Here is a 22,323-nt window from a genome sequence, read left to right as displayed (position 1 = left end):
TAGAATACATATTGCCGTTGAAGCTTTTAAAAATGAGCTATCAAGGTTGACACCTTATTTCTGTTTGCCCTATAATGAAGAATGATGAACCGTGTTATTGCTCTTGGACGGTCTGGTCGGAGGGAGGGAAAACTGGTGTCTGAAACGAAAGTTCGCAAAAACGAGACAATTGATGCTGCACTTCGTCGCTTCAAACGTTCCATTGCTAAAGATGGCGTCTTGGCTGAAGTGAAGAAACGCAAGCATTATGAAAAGCCAAGCGTAAAGCGCAAGAAAAAGTCCGAGGCTGCTCGTAAGAGAAAGTTTTAGGGGGATATGAACTAGCATGAATCTTAGCGAACGATTGAACGAAGATATGAAGCAAGCGATGAAGAGTAAGGACAAGTTCAAACTCTCCAATATTCGAATGGTTCGTTCGACGATTAAAAATCTTGAAATAGATTTGAAAAGAAGTTTGGATGACAACGAAGTGCTTGATATTATTAGTCGTGAGATCAAACAGCGCAAAGATGCCCTCCAAGATTTTGAAAAAGCAGGTCGTGACGATCTTGTCGCCAATGCGAAAGCAGAAATTGATTTTCTTAGCGCCTACCTCCCGGAACAGCTTTCTGAAGAAGAAATTAAAGTCATTGTACAGCAGACCATCCAGGAAACCGGTGCTTCTTCAAAAGCCGAGATGGGTAAAGTAATGAGCGCTCTCATGCCGAAAGTTAAAGGGCGTGCAGACGGAAAGCTTGTCAACCAAGTTGTTCAACAATTTCTGTAACAACATAAGCGGAACACTCCTTGATTTATCAAGGGGTGTTTTTTCGTATATACACTCATAAATTTTGAAACCGAATACAAATTTATTCGTAGTAACTACCATAAGTCGGGATGCTGATACATAAGTTATCCCGAGGTGGTTCGCATCGGTTATAATATCGATATATGCGTATTGCTGACATAATATGTCGTAAAGGAGGGGGATATGATGGGTAAAAGAGATTTCTGGGTACGGCGCATTTGGGCGTTTGCAGGAGTGCTAACACTTATACTGATGTCTGTGGGTATGTACGTCACTCCAGTAAAGTCAGCTGCGGCCGCTAACATTGGTTCGGTGTATGTCATCCCGATTGAGCAGAAGATCGAGCGTGGATTGACCAGCTTCATGGAACGCGGTTTCAAAGAAGCCGAAGAGATGGAAGCGGGATTAATCGTGCTTGAGATTAATACGCCAGGCGGTCGTGTGGATCAAGCCGAGAAAATTGCTAAACTGATAAAGAGCACCCAAATTCCTACAGTTGCTTATATTCGCGGGGATGCTGCTTCGGCCGGTAGTTTCATTGCACTGAACGCAGATAAGATTGTAATGGCAAAGGGAAGTATGATTGGTGCAGCGGAAATGGTAGACGGAATGGGTAATCGTGTTGAAGACGCCAAGATCGTAGCCTGGTGGAAGAGCAAGATGGCGAGTGCTGCCGGAGCTAATGGACGTGAAACCGATATCGCCGAGGGAATGGTTGATATTAATATGAAGGTGGAAATGCCGGAAATCGGCAAGACAAAAAATATTGGCGAGATTATTGCATTATCAGCAGACGAAGCGTTAAAGGTTGGGTACGCGGATAAGATTGCCGGAAGCACCAATGAGGTCATTGAATGGATGGGTTATTCTACAAACGATGTGTTTCATATGGAACAAACCTTCTCAGAGAAGTTAGCAACGTTTCTGACGCATCCCGTAGTGATGACACTCTTGCTCTTTATTGGTATTGCCGGGGTCATCATCGAAGTTATAGTGCCTGGCTTTGGAGTGCCTGGTATATTGGGTACGGCAGCATTTGTGCTTTATTTCTTCGGTAACTCTGTTGCCGGATTTGCTGGATCGGAAACCTGGCTGCTGTTTATTATCGGTATCGGCCTACTTGTGATGGAACTGTTTGTGCCAAGCTTCGGTATATTGGGAATTGTTGGTTCAGGTAGCCTGATCTTTGGTGTAGTACGCGCAGCATATAGTACATCAGATGTAGCGCTTTCTCTGGGAATAGCAGCTGCCTGTGCACTGGTAGCCATTGTAGTTGTGGCACTGGTGTTTAAAGAACGGGGAATATGGAAGAAATTCATATTAAGTGAAAGCCTCACGAAGGAGCAGGGGTACATTCCTATCGAGGATCGGGATGTGCTGATCGGGCTTGTCGGTAGAAGTATTACACCACTTCGACCATCCGGAACAGTTGAGCTTGACGGACGCCGCCTTGATGTGGTTACTGAAGGAAGTTTTATTGGTTCCGGGCGTCCTGTTCGTGTCGTGAAAACCGACGGAACCCGGATTGTGGTTGAAGAAGAAATAGAGTAAGTCAGGAATAAAAATTGCCATATAAAGTTGATTAACCTGCTTTATTTGGTAAGATGGACATAACAAATATCTGGTATGGAGGATGATGTGTTAGATGGATAGTTCTTTAATTCCTATTTTACTGATCGGGGTCGTAGCGATCATCGTACTGAGCGTGTTCTTCAGCTTCTTCCCGCTGATGCTCTGGATCTCGGCTGTTGCTTCCGGTGTTCGTGTCGGAATTATTACGCTGGTAGCCATGCGGCTGCGTCGTGTAACCCCAAGTCGTATCGTGAATCCGCTCATCAAGGCGACAAAAGCCGGTTTGGGATTGAATATTAACCAGCTGGAAAGTCACTACTTGGCGGGAGGTAACGTGGACCGCGTTGTTAATGCGCTGATCGCAGCGCAGCGTGCAAACATTCCGCTTGAATTCGAACGTGCTGCTGCGATTGACCTCGCAGGACGTGACGTGCTTCAAGCCGTACAGATGAGTGTAAACCCTCGTGTTATCGAAACGCCTACCGTTGCGGCTGTTGCCAAAGACGGTATTGAAGTGAAAGTTAAAGCTCGGGTTACCGTTCGCGCGAATATCGATCGCCTCGTCGGTGGTGCGGGTGAAGAGACAATTATTGCCCGTGTTGGCGAAGGTATCGTTACTACGGTCGGTTCCTCAGCGTCTCATAAAGACGTATTAGAGAATCCAGATCTTATTTCTAGAACTGTTCTGTCCAAAGGGCTGGATGCCGGTACAGCATTCGAAATTCTGTCTATCGATATCGCGGACGTGGATGTAGGTAAGAACATCGGTGCATACTTGCAAACGGAGCAAGCTGAAGCTGATAAGCGGATCGCTCAAGCAAAAGCGGAAGAGCGTCGTGCAATGGCTGTTGCGCAAGAGCAGGAAATGAAAGCAAAAGTTGTGGAAATGAGAGCGCGCGTGGTTGAATCCGAATCCCAGGTACCTTTGGCTATGGCTGAAGCACTTAAAAGTGGCAAACTTGGTGTTATGGATTATATGAATCTTAAAAATATTGAAGCGGATACCCAAATGAGAGGTTCCCTTGGCAAGATCAGCGAGAATACGGACGGACCGGACACTCCTAAAAATAACAAGTAGAGATGAGGCGAGCCACTGATGGAATGGATTTTTGATAATATATACATCGTGGCGGGTATTGTTTTCTTTCTCCTCTCCGCGCTTGGTAAATTAGGCAAGGGCAGTGATGAAAACAAGCCGAACCGGATGCCTACCTTCGGAGGAGGGGGGGATTCAGCCGAACAGGGGCCAAGAGCAGCTAAGGCAGTGCGCCCAGGACAGCAGGTTCGGCGCGTCCAGCCGTGGCCCGGTGGAGAAGTTCCGACGGGTCAGGCAACCGATAAGCGGTCACACGATCAGTTCGATAACGATGAAGATGAGGAATTTGACCCGTACCACGAAGAACCGGAGAGAACTTACGAGTCCCCTGTTGAATCCCGGTATGATGTTCTGTCGGAATTGGATGACCCTCACTCGGCCAGAGACAGCATGGAGCAGCGCAAGCGCAATATGCAGGCAGAGCTGGACCAGATCCATAAACAATTGGATAGAATGACCTCTCACATACCTGAAACATTGGTTGAGGTTACAGATGCCGATTCCAAATCGCCGCGAAAGCAGTCGAATTTTGCTGAAGAGGTTAGAAAAGGAGTTATATGGTCTGAAATTCTGGGTCCGCCCCGTTCTAAGAGGCCGATGGGCCGTCGACATTAGGCAGAGTTTGAGGGTGTTAGACGGCAATAAAAGCATGAACACGAAGACCGCTTTCGTCATTGACGAGGCGGTCTTTTTTTGCATTTCAACTTGCATAAAAAGGGCTTATTGCTCATAAGGTGTACAGTACAGGAAGGGGGGAAGGCCTTCATATGTCCCGCATCAGCCGCAAGCTGCAGAAATGGACTCAGGAAATGCTCGACTTGCCGCAGGATCTACTGTTCGACTTGCCGCGGTTGACCCTGATCGGCAATAAAGAGCTGCATATCGAAAATCACCGCGGTGTCCGCCATTTTTCCGCGGATAAGCTTATACTGTCTCTTACCCAGGGCACTATGGAAATAACGGGATCTGGTCTCTCCATCCGAGCAATTCAGAGTAGTGAAGTAACGGTTGAAGGCACGATTAATAATATCCAATACATAGGAACGGGGGAGAGACCGTGAACATACCGACAATGATATTTTTACGTGGTTATTTAAAGCTTACGGTGCGTGGGGAGCATGTAGAAGCATTTATTAATGCATTGGCGGAGGCGGGAACTCCGGTTTGGGATGTAAGACCAACAGGGACGCATTCCGCAGAATTCAAACTGCTGTTAAACGATTTCAAGGGGCTGCGCCCTTTGTTAAAGCGGACAGGCTGCAGATCCCGCATCCTTGAACGGCATGGCTTGCCGTTCCGTGCTTTACGCCTGCTGAAACGCAAAGTGTTTGTGGTTGGAGTGGTCATGTTTTTTGCGATCCTTATGGCTTTATCCTCTATGGTATGGAACGTGAGTGTCGAAGGGAATGAGACTATAGCTTCAGAGGATATATTGGAGGTAGCGAAACAGGAAGGGGTATACCCCTATCAATGGATTTTCAGACTGAAATCACTGGACAAGCTATCTACTAATCTGACGACCCGTTTACCTGGAACCTCGTGGGTTGGTGTGGAGAGAAATGGTACGAGCATCCGGATTCAGGTTGTCGAGGCATCGGTTCCCAAAAAGCCGGAGCTGTTAAGCCCGCGGCATCTTGTAAGCACTAGTGATGCTGTAATTACTTATATTTACGCAGAGAAGGGTGTCCCGAAAGTTCAGATCAATTCCCGGGTAAAAAAAGGAGATATACTGATTTCGGGTATTTTGGGAGATACGGAGAATGCCAAATCCGTTGTTGCCAAAGGGGAAGTAAAGGGACTGGTATGGCATGAATATGAGATCGAAGTGCCTCTTGTGAAAAAGCGGAAAATATATACTGGTGAAGCATCCAAAAAGTCTTACTTTGTCCTTGGTAATCGTGCTGTTCAGTTGTGGGGGTATGGGGATGTTCCGTTCGAGAAACATGAGACGCTGACAATATATGATCCACTGACATGGCGTTCGCGAGCACTTCCGATCGGCTGGATGACCGAAAAGGTGATGGAGGTAAGCGAGAGTAGCCAAACTGTGACAGAGGAAGAAGCCAAGAAAGAAGGATTAGAGGGCGCATATCGGGATATTTTGGCTAAATATGGTTCAGAAACCAGGCTGGTGAGCCAAAAAATTTTGCATGATAAGAAAGAGAATGGTAAAGTTTATATGAAAGTACTTTTTGAGGTGGAAGAGACCATCGCAAAAGAACTTCCCATAGTATACAATCAAGGAGAATGAGGCTATTTGTCACAGCAAACGACCAGCATTCAGATTTATTTGCAAAGCGCGTCTGAAGGACTTTCCTTGTTCGGACCGCAGGATTCTTTTTTAAAGATTATTGAATCGGAAATCCCGGCCAGAATAGCTTCAAGAGAAGCCATTATCAATATCACCGGTGAGCAGCGAAATGTGGAAAGTCTTCAGCAGCTGTTTGATGTATTGCTTCAGCTTGTTCGCAATGGCTATATCCTGACCGAGAGAGATGTCCTTTATGCGGTTGATTTGGCAAAGGATCTGCGTGCTGATCAGCTGTTGGATCTGTATAAAGGTGAGATCACGACGACGTTCCGGGGTAAACCGATTCGAGTGAAGACGATCGGACAGAAACATTACGTTACCAGTATTAAGAAAAAAGATGTCGTGTTTGGCATCGGACCGGCAGGTACAGGGAAAACCTACCTTGCTGTAGTATTGGCAGTAACTGCGCTTAAGGAAGGCACGGTGAAACGGATTATTCTTACTCGCCCGGCAGTCGAAGCTGGTGAAAGCCTTGGTTTTCTTCCAGGCGATCTTCAGGAAAAGGTCGATCCGTATCTAAGGCCCCTATATGATGCGCTGCACGATGTTATGGGACCAGATCAAGTAGTGAAAGCTCTTGAAAGAGGGCTGATTGAGATTGCGCCGCTTGCTTATATGCGGGGACGAACACTGGACGATTCATTTATTATTTTGGATGAAGCCCAGAATACGACGCCTGAACAGATGAAAATGTTTTTGACACGGCTCGGTTTTGGATCAAAGATGGTCATAACGGGAGACGTAACCCAGATTGACCTGCCGCGGGGTAAAAAATCAGGTTTGGTGGAAGCGAAAACCATCCTAAACGAGATTGATGATATCGGATTCGTCTACTTTGCGGAACAGGACGTTGTACGGCACTCTTTAGTACAAAAAATCATCGTCGCATATGACAAAGCTGCAGAAAACCAAGATTAAAGGGGATTGTCGCTATGGCCTCCAAAGATCCATCGACGGACAAGTCCATATCTGTTAAAAACTACGGTTGGAAATATAGCGTGGCGACACGCTATATTCTGTTTTTATTGCTTGCGCTACTCTTTTACATCAGTCTTTCGGTAAAGCTGCTCCCTGAGCGTTACGATATTAAGGTTGGTACGCACAGTGAGAAGAGTATTGCTGCCCCAGTCCAAATCGAGGACAACAAGGCGACTTTGAAAGCCCAGGAAGAGGCAGCCGAGCGGGTACAACCCATATATACATATATACCGCTGCGCAATGATGTGTTGGTTACCCAACTGTTTGATCGCATTGACCGTTTGAATCAGGATGAAGTCTCCGTGCAGGACAAGATTGAGATTTACAAGCGGGAAATTCCTCAGCGCGTTGATGATTTCGTGAGTAACTTTATTGCAAGCAACAGAGGCACCGAAACGTATCCACCCGAGTTGCTTGAAGAAATGAAGAAGGTTATTGATCAACAGGCTTATCGCATACCGCAAGAGACATTCATCAAAATTCCGAGGCTGAATCCTGATGATATAAACCAGATCAAATCGGTAGCGAGGGATATCGTATCACGTCTGATGAATGAGATTGTGGATGCACAGACAGCTAGAGCCAAGGTGGCTGAACTGGTCAGCGCAAGCTCGCTCAATGACCGAACTTCAAGAGAAGTTGTTCAGGAACTTGCACGTGCATCCATCACGGCCAACAAGTTTTATAACGAAGTAGCTACCAAGGAAGCAAAGGTTGCGGAACGAGAAAACACACCGCCTGTATTTATCAAGCAAGGCGATGTTCTTGTTGAGAAAGGCCAACTTATAACACCTGAGTTGTATGAACTACTAGGTAAAAACGGGCTGTTGAAGGATGAGGTTAACTATTGGCCTGAGCTTGGTATTCTGCTGTTCTCCATCCTGCTATCACTTGGAATCCTGATGTTTATCCGTCAGTCGGATATGAATATGTTCAAGTATAATAATTCCCAAGTTCTTATGATGGTGCTGATCTATGTCATTACGCTAATCTCCATGTATCTGGCTGGTGTTTTGCAGAGTGAAGCGCGTACGTATATCGGTTATTTAGCGCCGGTTGCGATCGGGGTTATACTGGTGACACTGCTTTTGGACATGCATTTAGCTTACTTTAGTGCGATCATATTCAGTATTATGGCGAGTGTCATACTGAATGTGGACAAAGGTGAAGTGTTCGATTTTCACTTCGGATTTTTTGCCCTAGTGACGTCCTGTGTGGCAATCTTTTCAATACACCGGGCCAGTCAGCGTTCCACCTTGCTTAAGGGAGGAATTATGGTCTCGCTGTTTGGGGCAATGTCGGTTCTGATCATGATGCTGATTCAGGATTCCTCTTGGACGAGAGTAGAATCTTTATATGCTTTAGCGTTTGCGATTGCCGGCGGCATTCTGACAGCCGTGCTCGTTATTGGTTTGATGCCGTTCTTCGAGGTTACCTTTGGTATTCTTTCGCCGCTCAAGCTTGTTGAGCTGTCGAACCCGAACCATCCGCTACTGCGAAAGTTGCTGACGGAAACGCCAGGAACCTATCACCACAGTGTAATGGTTGGTAATCTGTCAGAAGCAGCGGCTGAAGCGATTGGGGCTGACGGATTGTTATGCCGAGTGGGATCCTATTACCATGATGTCGGCAAAACCAAGCGACCTATTTACTTTATTGAGAACCAGAACAACATGGAAAATCCTCATGATTCCATTGATCCCAAGCTGAGCAAGTCAATTATTGTGGCTCATGCCCGGGATGGCGTGGAAATGCAAAAGGATTATAAGCTGCCTAAGCCAATCCGTGATATTGCAGAACAGCATCATGGAACAACGTTTTTACACTTTTTTTACCACAAGGCACTTCGGCAGGCTGAGGAACAGGGAATTGAACCGGATTTCACTGAGGATGATTTCCGCTATCCGGGACCGAAGGCACAGTCTAAAGAAGCGGCAGTTGTTGGAATTGCGGACAGTATAGAGGCCGCAGTTCGTTCTCTGCGGAAACCGACTGTGGACCAGGTGGAATCGATGATCGAGAAGATCATTAAAAGTCGTTTGGATGACCATCAATTTAATGAATGCGATCTGACAATGAAAGAACTCGATATTATTGCCAAAACGTTGAAGGAAACCGTCATGGGTATTTTCCACTCCCGGATTGAATATCCAGAGGAGATTAAGAAGCCGAAGCCGGACAATCCGCCAAAACAACAAGAACCGGCGGATTCCGGAGATTCGGACTCGAAAGAAGACAGAAGAAGGAGCGTTTGAGAATGAGTCTGCAGCTGGTATGGAACAATGAACAAGAGGATTTTGTCATTTCGGATGATCTGATCTCTCTTCTGGAACGGATTCTGCAGCAAGCTGGAACGGTCGAAGGGGTAACGGAAGGTGAGGTCGACCTCACCTTCGTTGACGACGATCAGATCCACGAACTAAATAAGGAATACCGTGGAATTGACCGTCCGACTGATGTTCTGTCTTTTGCTATGAATGAGGAGACGGACGAAGAGCTTCAAATCATTTACGAACTGGATGACGAAGACGAGCTCGGAAACGTGCCTGATGTACTGGGAGACATCATTATCTCTGTTCCGCGTGCTAAGCTGCAAAGTGAGGAATACGGCCATTCACTGGAACGGGAGCTAGGCTTTCTGTTTGTTCACGGCTTCTTGCATTTGTTAGGGTATGATCATCAGGATGAGGCAAGTGAAGCCGTTATGATGGGGAAACAAGAGGCGGTTCTAGCTGAAGTGGGGTTGACCCGTTAGTGAAGCCACATAGGCCTTCCCTACGGTCTACCTTCAACTGTGCAGTACAAGGCATCATTCACGCCTTTAAAGCCGAGAGAAACATGAAGATTCATACAGTAGCTGCTGTTGTAGTATTTACAGCTGCGGCACTGCTGGGGCTGACACCAATACGTTGGTTGTTTTTGGGGCTTGCCGTAACCTTAGTTATTACGGCGGAATTGATAAATACAGCGGTGGAAGCTGTGGTTGACTTGGTATCTCCTGACGTTCATCCCTTGGCCCGTATTGCCAAGGATACAGCCGCGGGGGCGGTATTGATTACCGCTCTGTTTGCTGTAGTTGTTGGGATTATGGTGTTTTATGAGCCGGTCATATCCTGGTTTGGATCTATCGGCAGCGGCTTTGATCATTCCAGTAACGGGTAGGGAAAAACCAATTCGATTCTCAGGAGGGATTGTCATGGACACAGGAACATTGATGCAGGAAGCGATCAAGGCACGAGCACGGGCTTATATTCCTTATTCGAATTTCGGTGTTGGCGCGGCTCTGTTGGATATAAACGGTGAAGTTCACCATGGCTGCAATGTTGAAAACGCAGCTTACGGACCGACAAACTGCGCGGAGCGAACCGCACTGTTTCGAGCGATCGCTGACGGACATAAGCCAGGCAGCTTCCAAGCGATTGCCGTGGTAGGGGATACCGAAGGACCCTGTGCTCCATGCGGCGTATGCCGGCAGGTGCTGGTGGAACTGTGCAAGCCTGACATGAAGGTTATCCTGGGCAATATGAAGGGTGATATCCAGGAGACGACTGTGGAGGAACTGCTGCCTGGGGCGTTTGGTCCTTGGAATTTAGAATCCAAGTAACAGGTAATACAAGTAACACGCAAGTACAAGCTGCAGAAACAATAGAGGAATTATCGCGGAGGAATTTATGCAAAAAAAAACGTTTAAATCGGGTTTTGTAGCTATTATCGGCCGGCCCAACGTCGGAAAATCGACGCTTATGAATCAGGTAATTGGTCAAAAGATCGCGATCATGTCGGATAAGCCGCAGACAACTCGCAATAAAATACACGGGGTATATACGACAAACGATTCACAGGTCGTATTTTTGGACACACCTGGAATTCATAAACGCCAATCCAAACTCGGAGACTACATGAATCAGACCGCGCTTGGAACATTGGGCGAGGTGGAGGCAGTGCTGTTCCTGGTGGATGCCTCGGAAGGCTTTGGCGGGGGTGACCGCTTTATCGCCGAGCAGCTGAAGCAGATCCGTACACCGGTAATTCTCGTCATGAACAAAATTGATAAAATTGAGCCGACGGCTCTGCTGCCGTTGATTGAAGAATATCGCAAGTTGCTTGATTTTGCGGAAATCGTACCGATCTCGGCCAAACTGGGTAACAATGTAAATACACTGCTGGATCAAATCCAGAAGTATTTACCACCGGGCCCGCAGTATTATCCTGAGGATCAGGTAACGGATCACCCGGAGCAGTTCGTCTGTGCCGAATTGATTCGTGAGAAAATACTGCATAAGACCCGGGAAGAGGTGCCTCATTCCATTGCCGTCACCATTGAAGACATGCGTGTGGAGGAGAATGGAACGGTTCATATATCAGCTGTTATTTTTGTAGAGCGTGATTCTCAAAAAGGGATTATTATCGGAAAGCAGGGCACATTGCTGAAGGAAGTCGGCCGACAAGCTCGTCAGGACATCCAGCGATTACTCGGCTCCAAGATTTTCCTTGAGCTGTGGGTGAAAGTTAAAAAAGACTGGCGTAACCAAGAGCGCGTTCTCCGGGATCTCGGGTTTCACCGCGGACAATAACCATACTCAATATATTGAGTGCGGGTTATGAATAATTGTACTGCTGGTATCGTATTGTACTCCTACCAACAATTGCAAATCATAAATCCAGTGTTAAAGCACATCCTATTCTTGTAGATGCAGACGTCATTTCCGAAGAAAGGATGAATACGAATGCGAGATTTTTCGTGGAAGTATTTTGCAATGACTGGAGATGTCGATGCTTATTTGCTGTATAAGGAGTCCGATGGCAGTACGGAACTCGCAAGCACGACCGCAGAAGAAGAGGCGGTAGAGTATGAAGAGAACGAATGATATTTGGCTGCTTCAGGAATGGTTGGGGGATAAGGCATGCTATACAGGGCGGAAGGGATCGTCATCCGCAGCATGGACTACGGTGAAGGGAACAAGATCATTACACTTTGCACCGAAAAATCAGGCAAAGTAGGGGTTCTGGTCCGCGGAGCGAAGAAAATAAAGAGCCGTCATGCTGCTCTGACACAGCCCTTTACTTATGGAGAATACGTGTTTTTTAGGAACGGAACCGGGCTCGGAACATTAAATGCCGGAGAGATTATTGAGTCTCATCATATTCTCCGGGAGGATCTCATGAAAGCTGCCTACTCCTCATATGCCTGCGAGCTGCTTGATCGGGTGCTTCAGGATGAGGAGACGGGCGCTTTTTGGTTTCATCAGCTGAAAGCTTGTCTTACGGCACTTCAGAAAGATAAGGATCTGCAAATAATAATCAATCTGTACGAAATGAAAATACTACAAGCAGCCGGTTATGGTCCGGAGCTGGACGTCTGCATCTCTTGCGGTCAGGAGAGGGCTGACGAAGAAATGTTAGTCAGTCCAAGGCTTGGAGGTGTTCTGTGTCGGCGGTGCAAACATTTGGACCCTCCGGCTATGTCCGTGTCTCCCAAGACGTTGAAGCTGCTTCGGGTGTTTGCTCGACTTGATCTAAGAAGGCTGGGTAATATTGATGTAAAGGACGCCACCAAGGCAGAACTTAAAGTGGTCATGAGAGCGCTGATGGATATGCAGCTCGGCTTACGGTTAAAGTCGCAAAACTTTCTCGATCAAATGGACAAATACGACATTTGACGTCCGGAAAAAAATTAGGTATCATATGTTAAAGTTTCTAATTTGAATATTGACATGCGTTGAACGGAAAAGTAATGGGTTTTGGTCCAATTTTTACAGCGAGCCGGTGATAGTGGGAGTCCGGCGGAAGAAATCCATGAACATGGCGTCCGGGAGCATGCTGCACGTGATAAAGTGGGTCCTTTTTGGGACCAAGTAGGGTGGAACCGCGGGAAGCTACAGCTCTCGTCCCTATGTCTGTACAACAGACATAGGGCGAGAGCTTTTTGTTGTGCAGAGCGAGTACAGAGACGAAATAGGATTTAAAAACGGTGTGAAGGAGCTAAAAGTCATGAATTTTCAGCAAATGATTTTGACGCTGCAGCAATTTTGGGCGGAACAGAATTGTATTATCGTACAACCGTACGACACGGAAAAAGGTGCAGGAACCATGAATCCGATGACCTACCTGCGATCAATTGGACCGGAGCCGTGGAATGTAGCTTATGTGGAGCCTTCCCGCCGCCCGGCGGATGGACGATACGGAGAAAATCCAAACCGGTTGTACCAGCATCATCAGTTCCAGGTCATTATCAAGCCGTCTCCGGACAATATCCAGGAACTCTACCTGGAAAGTTTGAAGCGTCTCGGTATTGAACCGCTGGATCATGATATCCGCTTTGTAGAGGATAACTGGGAAGCGCCAACGTTGGGTGCTTGGGGGCTTGGCTGGGAAGTGTGGCTTGATGGTATGGAAATTACACAATTTACGTACTTCCAACAGGTCGGAGGCATAGACGCGAACCCGGTAGCTGTCGAAATCACTTACGGTATGGAACGCTTGGCCTCCTATATCCAGGACAAAGAAAATGTGTTTGATCTGGAATGGGTTGACGGAATTACGTATGGTGACGTGTTCAAGCAGCCGGAATTTGAGCATTCTAAGTATACTTTTGAGGTATCCGATGTGAAGATGCTGTTCACGCTGTTTAACATGTATGAGGAAGAGGCCAACAAGGCGATGAGCCAGCATTTGGTGTTTCCGGCATACGACTATGTTCTGAAATGCTCTCATACGTTCAACCTGCTTGATGCCCGTGGCGCGATCAGTGTGACGGAGAGAACGGGTTACATTATGCGTGTCCGCAATCTGGCCCGCCAAGTGGCAGCTACTTATTTGGAGGAACGTGAAAAGCTTGGATTCCCGCTGATCAAGAAAGGAGGCGCTGATCGTGGCTAAGGATTTATTGTTTGAAATCGGACTGGAAGAAGTACCTGCGCGTTTTCTACGTACGGCCATGGAGCAACTGGAAGAAAGAACAGTCAAGTGGTTGGAAGCATCCCGGGTTGCACACGGTGAAGTAAAGTCGTATGCGACGCCGCGCCGACTGGCTGTGCTTGTAAAGGATGTAGCGGAGAAACAGACGGACGTTAGTGAGGAAGTCAAAGGACCTTCGCGTAAGATTGCGCTGGATGAGAACGGAAATTGGAGCAAAGCGGCGCTTGGTTTTGCGCGCAGCCAGGGTGTTGAACCCGACAGCTTTACGTTTAAAGAGCTGGGAGGCGTTGAGTATATCTACGTAACGAAGAACAGCATCGGTGTGGAGACCCTTGAGATTTTGGCTGAAGGATTGAACGGCATTCTCACCTCGATGACATTCCCTAAGAACATGAGATGGGGCCAATATGAATTCAAATTCGTCCGTCCCATCAAGTGGATCGTCGCGCTGCTCGGTTCTGATGTGATCGACATGGAGATTACGGGAGTAAAGTCCGGCAATGTAACGAGAGGTCACCGGTTCCTTGGCGGCGAAGCCGTCATTCCGGAAGCTTCGGCTTATGTGGATGTGCTTAGAGGTCAACATGTCATCGTTGATGTAAAGGAACGTCAAGAGATGATCGTATCCCAAATCAACGCTCTCGCTCAGGAAAAAGATTGGAATATAGCCGTAAAGGAAGATCTGCTGGAGGAAGTCCTGTTCTTGGTTGAAACGCCGACGGTACTGTTCGGTACTTTCGATCCATCGTTCCTTCAAATTCCGCAGGATGTTCTCATTACGTCCATGCGCGAGCATCAGCGTTACTTCCCTGTTCTAAATAAACAAGGCCAGCTGCTTCCGTACTTTGTCACAGTACGCAGCGGAGACAGCCGTTCCCTTGACGTTATTGCCAAGGGGAATGAAAAAGTACTACGTGCCCGCTTGTCTGACGCCAAGTTTTTCTACGAAGAGGATCAGAAGCTGCAAATTAAGGAAGCTCTCTCGAAGCTTGAAAGCATCGTGTTCCATGAGGAGCTGGGAACGATCGGTGATAAAGTCCGCCGGATCCGCCGCATAGCCGACAGCCTTGCTGTAAAATTGGCTGTACCTGCAGAGGCAGCCGACTCCGTCAGCCGTGCTGCAGATATTTGTAAATTTGATCTGGTCACCCAGATGGTTTATGAGTTTCCTGAACTCCAAGGTGTTATGGGTGAAGACTATGCGCGTAAAGCTGGAGAGAAGGAGAGCGTAGCAAAAGCTGTGTTCGAGCATTATCAACCACGTTTTGCAGGAGACGCTGTGCCTTCCACTCACGTAGGATCGATCATTAGCATTGCCGATAAAATCGATACGATTGTAGGCTGCTTCTCGATAGGTATCATTCCTACAGGTTCTCAAGATCCGTATGCTCTGCGCCGTCAAGCACAGGGAATTGTACAGATTATTCTTGAGCACAAACTGCCTGTTACGTTGTCCGATGTGTTTGGAATTGCCCTATCTGTCCATGAAGATATTCGTGTGCTTAAACGCTCAGGCGATGAAATACGTAAAGATCTTTATGAATTCTTCAATCTGCGTGTTAAGAAGCTTTTGTCTGAGGAACAAAGATATGATGTCGTGGATGCCGTTATCTCGGCGGGATTTGATAATGTCGTTTCGGTTGTATCACGGGGGAACGCACTTATGGATGCAGTCAATGGTGCAGACGATTTCAAAACCATTGTGGAATCCTTTAACCGAGTAAGCAATTTGGCTGCTAAAGCTGGAAAAATTGCCGTTAATCCAGGTTTGTTCTCAGAAGCAGAAGAGAGCAAGCTTCACGAGGCATGGCTGGCAATTCGTCAGCCATATGAGGTCGCTATGACAGAGTCCAACGGTGAACGTGCCTTGTCCCTCCTCAGCGGACTTAAGGAACGAATCACTGGATTCTTTGATTCCGTTATGGTTATGGCCGAGGATGAAGCAGTGAAGGCAAACCGCTTGGCACTTCTGTCCAGTATAGACAGTGATTTGAAGCGTTATGCAGACTTTTCCAAACTGGTGTGGTAGTTGCAGCGTGACTGGTAAGTCTTGCTTGATTTCCAGTAATAGCTAATGGAGCAGAACTGAAGATTGAATGTGTTAATTGACGAAAGCGGGGCCTTTATGAAAAGGCGGCCGCTTTCGTTATTCCTTGGCCCCATTGGAAAAAAGAGGATTACCTCATATGGAGTTCAAGAAGAAGGATTTTAATCCTTATAAGACGTATATAATATATATAGCGATATTATTAATTCGAAATCCGGTGGTGCCCTATGACGTTAACACGTCCAATACACATCGTTGTAGATGGCGATGCCTGTCCTGTTAAGAAAGAGATCGCCGAGACAGCCAGAGCGTTCCATGTTCCTGTCCTGCTGGTATCCTCCTACGATCATCTGCTCCGTGAAGAGGAGGGGATCCAGATCATTCAGGTCGATCGCAGTGATCAGAGTGCCGACTTGTACATTGCCAATCACATAGCGCGCGGTGATATTGTCGTTACGCAGGATTATGGATTGGCTGCACTGGCCTTATCAAAATCCTGCCAAGTACTGTCGTTTCGGGGACGGATATTCAGTGACCAGGATATCGATTTTTTGCTTGATTCCAGGCATCATCAAGCCAAGGCGAGAAAAGCAGGGCATTACGGCAAAGGCCCTAGGAAAATGATGGATGAGGATCGGAGAATTTTTCAACATAAACTGACAAAACTTTTGCAGAAATTGCAGGAGAACGATCGCTTATAGCGAATACTATTTACGTGCTAAAGAGATGAAGGTGGTTGGGATGAGTACCGGTCTAGGAAATATATCGGATGAGGTCATCGAGGCAGTACTAGCCCAAAGCGATATTGTCGACACGGTCAGCAAGTACGTGCATCTTACCAAACAGGGGAAATATATGAAGGGTCTATGCCCCTTCCATTCGGAGAAGACCCCTTCCTTTACGGTTACACCGGAGCGCCAAATCTTTTACTGCTATGGCTGCGGCAAAGGCGGTAATGCCATTAAATTTAGAATGGAAATCGAAGGATTTTCCTTTCCCGAAGCTGTAAAGACCATGGCAGAAGAGAACGACATCGCCTTACCGGAAGGTCAGGGCGGTCCAGTCATCCCGCGCAATCCGGAGAAGGAGCGTTTATATGAGGCTTATGAGCTGACTGCCAAGCTGTATCATTTTCTTTTGAAAAATACAGAGCACGGCAAGGAAGCAATGGCTTACTTACGCTCACGCGGTATGAATGACAAAATTATAGATCAATTTCAAATTGGTTTTGCACCCGACCGGTGGGACACACTGGTTCAATTTTTGAGTAAGCGAACCTTTGATTTGAAAGAGATGGAGAAAGGCGGGCTGCTGTCCGCAAGACATGAGAGTGAGGGTTACCTGGATAAATTCAGAGGAAGGGTAATGTTCCCGATACATGACCGGAATGGCAGAGTGATTGCTTTTGCCGGCCGGATTTTAGGGGAGGGACAGCCTAAGTACCTGAATTCCCCGGAGAGCTTGTTATTTAACAAGAGCCGCACTTTGTATAACTTGAACCAGGCCAAGACGTCCATACGCAAATTGCGTCAGCTCGTATTATGCGAAGGCTACGGCGACGTTATATCTACCTGGGAAGCGGGTTTTCACAATGTGGTGGCAACGATGGGGACTTCTCTGACAGAGAACCAGACAGCACTTATGAAGTCCATGGCAGATGAAGTCGTTGTAACTTATGACGGAGATAAAGCCGGGTTGGCTGCTGCAATGAAAGTCATACCACTGCTTGAAAATGCCGGCCTCAGAGTAAGAATTTCGGTTATGAGTGACGGATTGGATCCAGATGACTACTTCCGCAAGTATGGTGCGGAGCGGTTCAGACATGTGGTGGAGTCAGCCGTTTCGACCACGAAATTTAAACTTATATATCTGAAAAAAAACCATATACTGCTAGAAGAAGAAGGCAAGATATCGTATGCGAAGGAAGCACTTCCGATCATTGCCGTCCTGAGTTCTTCAACCGAACGCGAAGTTTATTTGAGGGAGTTATCTTCAGAACTTAACCTTTCTTATGAAAGTCTCAAGCAGGATTGCAATCTGTTGAGACAATCATTACAAAAAAAGATGGACAGTGGGGATAATAAGGAAAAAAGGTGGAATAATGGTAGGCATAAAAAAGGGCAGATTTCCGCTCCAACGCTACTGCCGGCGTATCATGCTGCAGAACGGCGGTTGTTGTCTCTGATGCTTCAGGATGCTGAGGCAGCCCGTTATGTGGGGGATAATCTTGGAGAAGCGTTTAATATTAATGATCATGCAGCGATTGCTGCTTATCTATATGCTTATTACGCACAGGACAAACCACCGGATATCAGCCGGTTCATGTCATCGCTTCATGATGATCGGCTTGAGATGGCGGTTAGCTCTATTTCCATGATGGATAATCCTACGGATTGGAATATTCAAGTACTCGATGATTGCATACGTGAAGTACTAAAATATCCTAAGCAGAAACAGATTGATCAGAAAAAGGAAGAAATGATGAAGGCGGAACGCTCCGGTGATTTTATGCGTGCCGCGCAAATTGCAAGTGAGATTATTGCCCTAGAGAGACAATGACGGCCCAGCTTGAATGTTTCTAGGGAGGAGGGAGTCGAAAGATGGCGAATGATCAGCATACTGAACTAGAAACGGAATTTACACTGGATCAAGTAAAGGATCAGTTGATTGAACAGGGTAAAAAGAGATCCGTACTGAGCTACAAAGATATTATGGAGAAATTGTCTCCTTTTGATCAGGATCCCGAGCAAATGGAGGAATTCTACGAGCAACTCGGCGATTTGGGGATTGAGGTAAATAACGAGAGTGATGAGGAAAGCAGTCACCGCCAATCTGAAGATCAAGATGAGAACAATAACGACGACTTCGGCGGATTTGATGACGACTTGTCTCTGCCTCCAGGTATCAAAATCAACGACCCTGTACGTATGTATTTGAAGGAGATCGGACGCGTACCATTGTTGTCTGCAGATGATGAAGTGGAATTGGCAAAACGGATTGAGAATGGGGATGAAGAAGCGAAGCGGCGTCTCGCTGAAGCTAACCTCCGTCTCGTAGTAAGTATCGCCAAGCGCTATGTCGGCCGTGGAATGCTGTTCCTGGATTTGATTCAAGAGGGCAATATGGGACTGATCAAAGCCGTCGAGAAATTCGACCACAAAAAGGGTTATAAATTCAGCACGTATGCTACATGGTGGATTCGTCAGGCCATTACGCGTGCGATCGCTGACCAAGCCCGTACAATTCGGATTCCTGTTCACATGGTAGAGACAATCAACAAATTGATCAGAGTATCCAGGCAGCTATTGCAAGAGCTCGGACGTGAACCGTCTCCTGAAGAAATTGCAGCCGAGATGGAACTAAGCGTTGAGAAAGTCCGCGAGATTATGAAAATTGCACAGGAACCAGTTTCCTTAGAAACACCAATCGGTGAAGAGGACGATTCCCATTTGGGAGACTTTATCGAAGATCAGGAAGCCCTGGCACCTGCCGATGCGGCAGCTTACGAACTGCTAAAAGAGCAGCTGGAAGATGTGCTGGATACACTCACAGAACGTGAGGAAAATGTGCTTCGTCTTCGTTTTGGACTTGATGACGGACGGACAAGAACACTTGAGGAAGTCGGCAAAGTATTTGGTGTTACTCGTGAACGGATACGTCAGATTGAGGCCAAAGCGCTTCGTAAACTCCGTCATCCGAGCCGCAGCAAGCGTCTAAAAGATTTTCTGGAATAGAAGTAAGTCATGGGACCTTCTGCAAATTATAGCAGTAAGGTCCTTTTTCTTAGCCTAAAACGAAAGGCGCGTCTAATATGGAAGCCAGCTCGGATCAGGAAAGAGGGAACTGTCGTGCAGCAGGATAAGAAAAAAATCATTCTGGATGAAATCGCCCACTGGAGAAGAGGTAGATTGCTTCCGGAACAGTACTGTGATTTTTTGGGAAACCTATATAGTGATCAGCAGGATAATAGCCGAAAAAACAGATCACTATTCGAGTATTTCAAAATGGGAAACTTGAAATTATGGTTTCTTTGTTTTGGGATTATTTCCTTCATTTGTTTTATTGGTCTTTATTTTAGCTCTTTTCCCTGGTCATTGCAAATTGCTTCCATCTTTTTTGTCACAACATTCTGTTATGGAATTGCTGGAGTGTTTAGGAAACACGGGCATACTTCGTGGGGACATATGTGCGCTGCCGCTGGAAGTCTCCTGATGCTTGCAATGGGAGCGGCTGTCATACATATACAAGGAGTTAATGACCAATTTTGGGTACCTTTCCTGATATTCATTTGCAGTTTGACATGGTGTTTGGTAGGGTATTGGTTGAACATGAGTTTGCTTCAGTATTGCGGATTTTTGGGCTGGGCAGCTCTGTATGCCAAGCTATCCGCCTTTATTTCTCCCGAGATTTCCTGGATAGAGGTTGAGCTTCGATGGTTGCCTCTGAGTGCGCTAGGAATTGGGTTGAGCTGGTTGTTGCATGATAAGTTCAAACGCCTGTCACCGGTGTTGTTTGCAGTAGGAGTAACTTTGTGGTTTATGCCTCAGGCTGATGTGATCTTCTTGAGAGGGGAGACACCGCAGGATCAGCTATTTGGAATACTGATTAAGGCTTTGATAGCGCTCGTGTTGTTTTATGTATTACGAAAAAAATGGATTGTGTGGGTGTCATCATGAAATTATCGAATCGATTACAGTTAATATTGGATCATATTCCTCCTAGAAGCCGCCTTGCGGATATCGGCTCCGATCATGCCCTTCTACCAACAGCGGCCGTTCAGTCTGGGATCTGCGTCTCAGCTGTAGCAGGAGAAGTGAATGCAGGGCCTTATCAGGCGGCTGTCAAACAGGTAAGAGAGGCTGGGTTAACGGAGACGATCACCGTACGCCGTGGAGACGGCCTTGAAGTATTGGAACCCGGTGAAGTGGATGTGATAACCATTGCCGGCATGGGCGGAGGGCTAATTGCCTCCATTCTTGACCGTGGGATGGACAAGCTCAGCAGTGTCAGCAGACTGGTGCTTCAGCCGAATGTAGGTGAAGATACACTTCGCAAGTGGCTGCTGGAGCATGGCTGGTTGCTGATTAATGAGTATATTTTGGAAGAAGACGGTAAGATTTACGAGGTGTTGATCGCCATACCTGAAGGACAGTCTGACCTCGATATTACGAATGAGACACTATATAAGGAGCGCAGTCTCGATGGAGTTGTTCTTTCACCGAAATGGCTGCTTCGGTTAGGACCGTGGCTAATACAGCGGCCAACTTCTGTGTTTCATGCCAAATGGAGATCAGAGGTAGATAAGCTGAACAGTATCCTCCGTTCCTTATCGAAATCCGAACTAGCCTCAGCAGAGGAGAAATCGGAAGAAATCAAAGCAGATATCAAGTATATTCAGGAGGTGCTGGCATGTTTGCCAAAGGACAAACTGTAATACAATACATGGAACAGCTGGCTCCGAAGCATGTGGCCATGCCGGACGACCGGATCGGACTGCAGCTCGGTACTTTACAGAAGGAAATCAAGACAGTACTGGTCGCACTGGATGTGAATGAAGAAGTGGTGGAAGAAGCTATCGAACTGGGGGCAGATCTAATTATTGCCCACCATGCGATTATTTACCGTCCATTGAAGCAGCTGCAAACAGACACGCCGATGGGCAAGGTATACGAGAAGCTGATTAAGCATGATATTGCTGTATACATAAGCCATACTAACCTGGACGTGACGGAAGGCGGAATGAACGATTGGATGGCTGAGGCGCTGGGTATGGAAAATACACTGCCGATTCATGATGTTCATACAGAGCAGTTATCCAAGCTGGTTGTATTTGTGCCGAAGAGCCACCATCAAGAAGTACTGGATGCGGTATTGAACGCTGGTGCCGGCTGGATCGGCAATTACAGTCACTGTAGTTTTAACATTGAAGGCTTCGGTACCTTTATTCCTAGAGAAGGAACGGATCCATTTATAGGCAAGCAGGGTCAAATGGAGCGAGTGAATGAAGTCCGTCTCGAAACGATTGTCCCGTTAAACATCCGTAACAAGGTGGTACAAGCGATGCTCAAAGCCCATCCTTATGAGGAAGTGGCTTATGATTTATATCCGATGGATCTGAAAGGCCGTTCCTTCGGCTTGGGCCGGGTTGGAAAGCTGAGTCAACCGGTAACACTTGCTGCAATGGTGGACATCGTTAAAGAAAAACTGGATGTACCGCATGTACGTGTTGTCGGCGATCTTAACCGTATTATCAAAAAGGCTGCTGTCATAGGCGGATCTGGTGGCAGCTTTATGAATAGTGTGTTGTTTAAGGGAGCGGAAGTACTGATAACAGGAGATGTGGATTACCATACAGCTCAAGACGCTTTAGCAGCCGGCCTCGCCATTATTGATCCGGGTCACAACGCTGAGAAGATTATGAAGTTGAAAGTAACGGAATGGATGGAGAGCAAGCTACAAGAAAATCGTTATGATACCCGGGTGGTAGCTTCAAGCATTAACACAGAGCCTTTCCGCTTTATTTAGGCTTGAAATTGCTGGGTTAGAGCGGTGGAAAGTCATGATTTAACAACATTAATGGAACAATCCTCTTGAAATGCTAACGATTATGGGTT

General features: G+C 46.8%; 23 protein-coding genes. All 23 read left to right on the top strand.

Annotated elements, in window-relative coordinates; genetic code table 11:
• The first annotated feature begins 135 nt into the window (after positions 1 to 135).
• The 23 genes from rpsU to B9N86_RS20930 all read left to right on the top strand — a co-directional run bounded on the left by rpsU (position 136) and on the right by B9N86_RS20930 (position 22,234).
• The gene (gene rpsU, locus B9N86_RS21040) at positions 136 to 309 is read left to right on the top strand and encodes a 30S ribosomal protein S21 (RefSeq protein ID WP_005547957.1); all 174 of its coding nucleotides are present in this window, start codon (positions 136 to 138) and stop codon (positions 307 to 309) included.
• A 16-nt stretch (positions 310 to 325) separates the two neighbouring features.
• Complete coding sequence (locus tag B9N86_RS21035) at positions 326 to 766, top strand: GatB/YqeY domain-containing protein (RefSeq protein WP_208915100.1); 441 nt, start codon at positions 326 to 328, stop codon at positions 764 to 766.
• 204 nt (positions 767 to 970) lie between these two features.
• Positions 971 to 2,338, top strand: a complete 1,368-nt coding sequence (locus B9N86_RS21030; protein ID WP_208915099.1) for an NfeD family protein — start codon at positions 971 to 973, stop codon at positions 2,336 to 2,338.
• 94 nt (positions 2,339 to 2,432) lie between these two features.
• Complete coding sequence (gene floA, locus B9N86_RS21025; protein ID WP_208915098.1) at positions 2,433 to 3,437, top strand: flotillin-like protein FloA; 1,005 nt, start codon at positions 2,433 to 2,435, stop codon at positions 3,435 to 3,437.
• 18 nt (positions 3,438 to 3,455) lie between these two features.
• On the top strand, positions 3,456 to 4,070 hold the full coding sequence (locus tag B9N86_RS21020; RefSeq protein WP_208915097.1) for a hypothetical protein: 615 nt from the start codon (positions 3,456 to 3,458) through the stop codon (positions 4,068 to 4,070).
• A 152-nt stretch (positions 4,071 to 4,222) separates the two neighbouring features.
• Positions 4,223 to 4,516: a sporulation protein YqfC gene (yqfC, locus tag B9N86_RS21015; RefSeq protein ID WP_208915096.1), complete on the top strand. Its 294-nt coding sequence runs from the start codon at positions 4,223 to 4,225 to the stop codon at positions 4,514 to 4,516.
• Positions 4,513 to 5,706: a sporulation protein YqfD gene (gene yqfD, locus B9N86_RS21010; RefSeq protein ID WP_208915095.1), complete on the top strand. Its 1,194-nt coding sequence runs from the start codon at positions 4,513 to 4,515 to the stop codon at positions 5,704 to 5,706. Before yqfC ends, yqfD begins: the two co-directional genes overlap by 4 nt.
• Before the next feature lie 6 nt (positions 5,707 to 5,712).
• On the top strand, positions 5,713 to 6,684 hold the full coding sequence (locus B9N86_RS21005) for a PhoH family protein (RefSeq protein WP_208915094.1): 972 nt from the start codon (positions 5,713 to 5,715) through the stop codon (positions 6,682 to 6,684).
• A gap of 14 nt (positions 6,685 to 6,698) precedes the next feature.
• Complete coding sequence (locus tag B9N86_RS21000) at positions 6,699 to 8,999, top strand: HD family phosphohydrolase (RefSeq protein ID WP_208915093.1); 2,301 nt, start codon at positions 6,699 to 6,701, stop codon at positions 8,997 to 8,999.
• 2 nt (positions 9,000 to 9,001) lie between these two features.
• On the top strand, positions 9,002 to 9,499 hold the full coding sequence (ybeY, locus tag B9N86_RS20995; protein WP_208915092.1) for an rRNA maturation RNase YbeY: 498 nt from the start codon (positions 9,002 to 9,004) through the stop codon (positions 9,497 to 9,499).
• The gene (locus B9N86_RS20990; RefSeq protein ID WP_208915091.1) at positions 9,499 to 9,906 is read left to right on the top strand and encodes a diacylglycerol kinase family protein; all 408 of its coding nucleotides are present in this window, start codon (positions 9,499 to 9,501) and stop codon (positions 9,904 to 9,906) included. The genes ybeY and B9N86_RS20990 overlap by 1 nt, the downstream gene beginning before the upstream one ends.
• A 34-nt stretch (positions 9,907 to 9,940) precedes the next feature.
• Positions 9,941 to 10,348 carry a cytidine deaminase gene (gene cdd / locus B9N86_RS20985; protein WP_208915090.1) on the top strand — a complete coding sequence of 136 codons (408 nt, stop codon included), beginning with the start codon at positions 9,941 to 9,943 and terminating at the stop codon, positions 10,346 to 10,348.
• A 67-nt stretch (positions 10,349 to 10,415) separates the two neighbouring features.
• On the top strand, positions 10,416 to 11,318 hold the full coding sequence (gene era / locus B9N86_RS20980) for a GTPase Era (RefSeq protein ID WP_208915089.1): 903 nt from the start codon (positions 10,416 to 10,418) through the stop codon (positions 11,316 to 11,318).
• 153 nt (positions 11,319 to 11,471) lie between these two features.
• Positions 11,472 to 11,612: a YqzL family protein gene (locus B9N86_RS20975; RefSeq protein ID WP_208915088.1), complete on the top strand. Its 141-nt coding sequence runs from the start codon at positions 11,472 to 11,474 to the stop codon at positions 11,610 to 11,612.
• Between the two features lie 36 nt (positions 11,613 to 11,648).
• Positions 11,649 to 12,404 carry a DNA repair protein RecO gene (gene recO / locus B9N86_RS20970; RefSeq protein WP_208915087.1) on the top strand — a complete coding sequence of 252 codons (756 nt, stop codon included), beginning with the start codon at positions 11,649 to 11,651 and terminating at the stop codon, positions 12,402 to 12,404.
• Positions 12,405 to 12,735: 331 nt separating this feature from the next.
• Positions 12,736 to 13,623, top strand: a complete 888-nt coding sequence (glyQ, locus tag B9N86_RS20965; RefSeq protein ID WP_208915086.1) for a glycine--tRNA ligase subunit alpha — start codon at positions 12,736 to 12,738, stop codon at positions 13,621 to 13,623.
• On the top strand, positions 13,616 to 15,691 hold the full coding sequence (glyS, locus tag B9N86_RS20960; protein ID WP_208915085.1) for a glycine--tRNA ligase subunit beta: 2,076 nt from the start codon (positions 13,616 to 13,618) through the stop codon (positions 15,689 to 15,691). The genes glyQ and glyS overlap by 8 nt, the downstream gene beginning before the upstream one ends.
• 245 nt (positions 15,692 to 15,936) lie before the next feature.
• On the top strand, positions 15,937 to 16,410 hold the full coding sequence (locus B9N86_RS20955) for a YaiI/YqxD family protein (protein WP_208915084.1): 474 nt from the start codon (positions 15,937 to 15,939) through the stop codon (positions 16,408 to 16,410).
• Between the two features lie 40 nt (positions 16,411 to 16,450).
• A complete protein-coding gene (gene dnaG, locus B9N86_RS20950) occupies positions 16,451 to 18,268 on the top strand; it encodes a DNA primase (RefSeq protein WP_208915083.1) in 1,818 nt (605 codons plus the stop codon).
• Between the two features lie 41 nt (positions 18,269 to 18,309).
• Positions 18,310 to 19,443 carry an RNA polymerase sigma factor RpoD gene (gene rpoD, locus B9N86_RS20945; RefSeq protein ID WP_208915082.1) on the top strand — a complete coding sequence of 378 codons (1,134 nt, stop codon included), beginning with the start codon at positions 18,310 to 18,312 and terminating at the stop codon, positions 19,441 to 19,443.
• 114 nt (positions 19,444 to 19,557) lie between these two features.
• Positions 19,558 to 20,385 (top strand): hypothetical protein, encoded by an 828-nt coding sequence (locus B9N86_RS30045; protein WP_210190602.1) that lies wholly within the window; start codon positions 19,558 to 19,560, stop codon positions 20,383 to 20,385.
• Positions 20,382 to 21,143 carry a tRNA (adenine(22)-N(1))-methyltransferase gene (locus B9N86_RS20935; RefSeq protein WP_208915080.1) on the top strand — a complete coding sequence of 254 codons (762 nt, stop codon included), beginning with the start codon at positions 20,382 to 20,384 and terminating at the stop codon, positions 21,141 to 21,143. The genes B9N86_RS30045 and B9N86_RS20935 overlap by 4 nt, the downstream gene beginning before the upstream one ends.
• Positions 21,119 to 22,234, top strand: a complete 1,116-nt coding sequence (locus B9N86_RS20930) for a Nif3-like dinuclear metal center hexameric protein (protein ID WP_208915079.1) — start codon at positions 21,119 to 21,121, stop codon at positions 22,232 to 22,234. The genes B9N86_RS20935 and B9N86_RS20930 overlap by 25 nt, the downstream gene beginning before the upstream one ends.
• Positions 22,235 to 22,323 lie beyond the last annotated feature (89 nt).

This window comes from Paenibacillus uliginis N3/975, assembly GCF_900177425.1.
In the GTDB taxonomy this organism is placed as follows: domain Bacteria; phylum Bacillota; class Bacilli; order Paenibacillales; family Paenibacillaceae; genus Paenibacillus_AQ; species Paenibacillus_AQ uliginis.
Note: the sequence above shows the minus strand (reverse complement) of the source record. Positions and strands in the feature narration are given on the sequence as shown.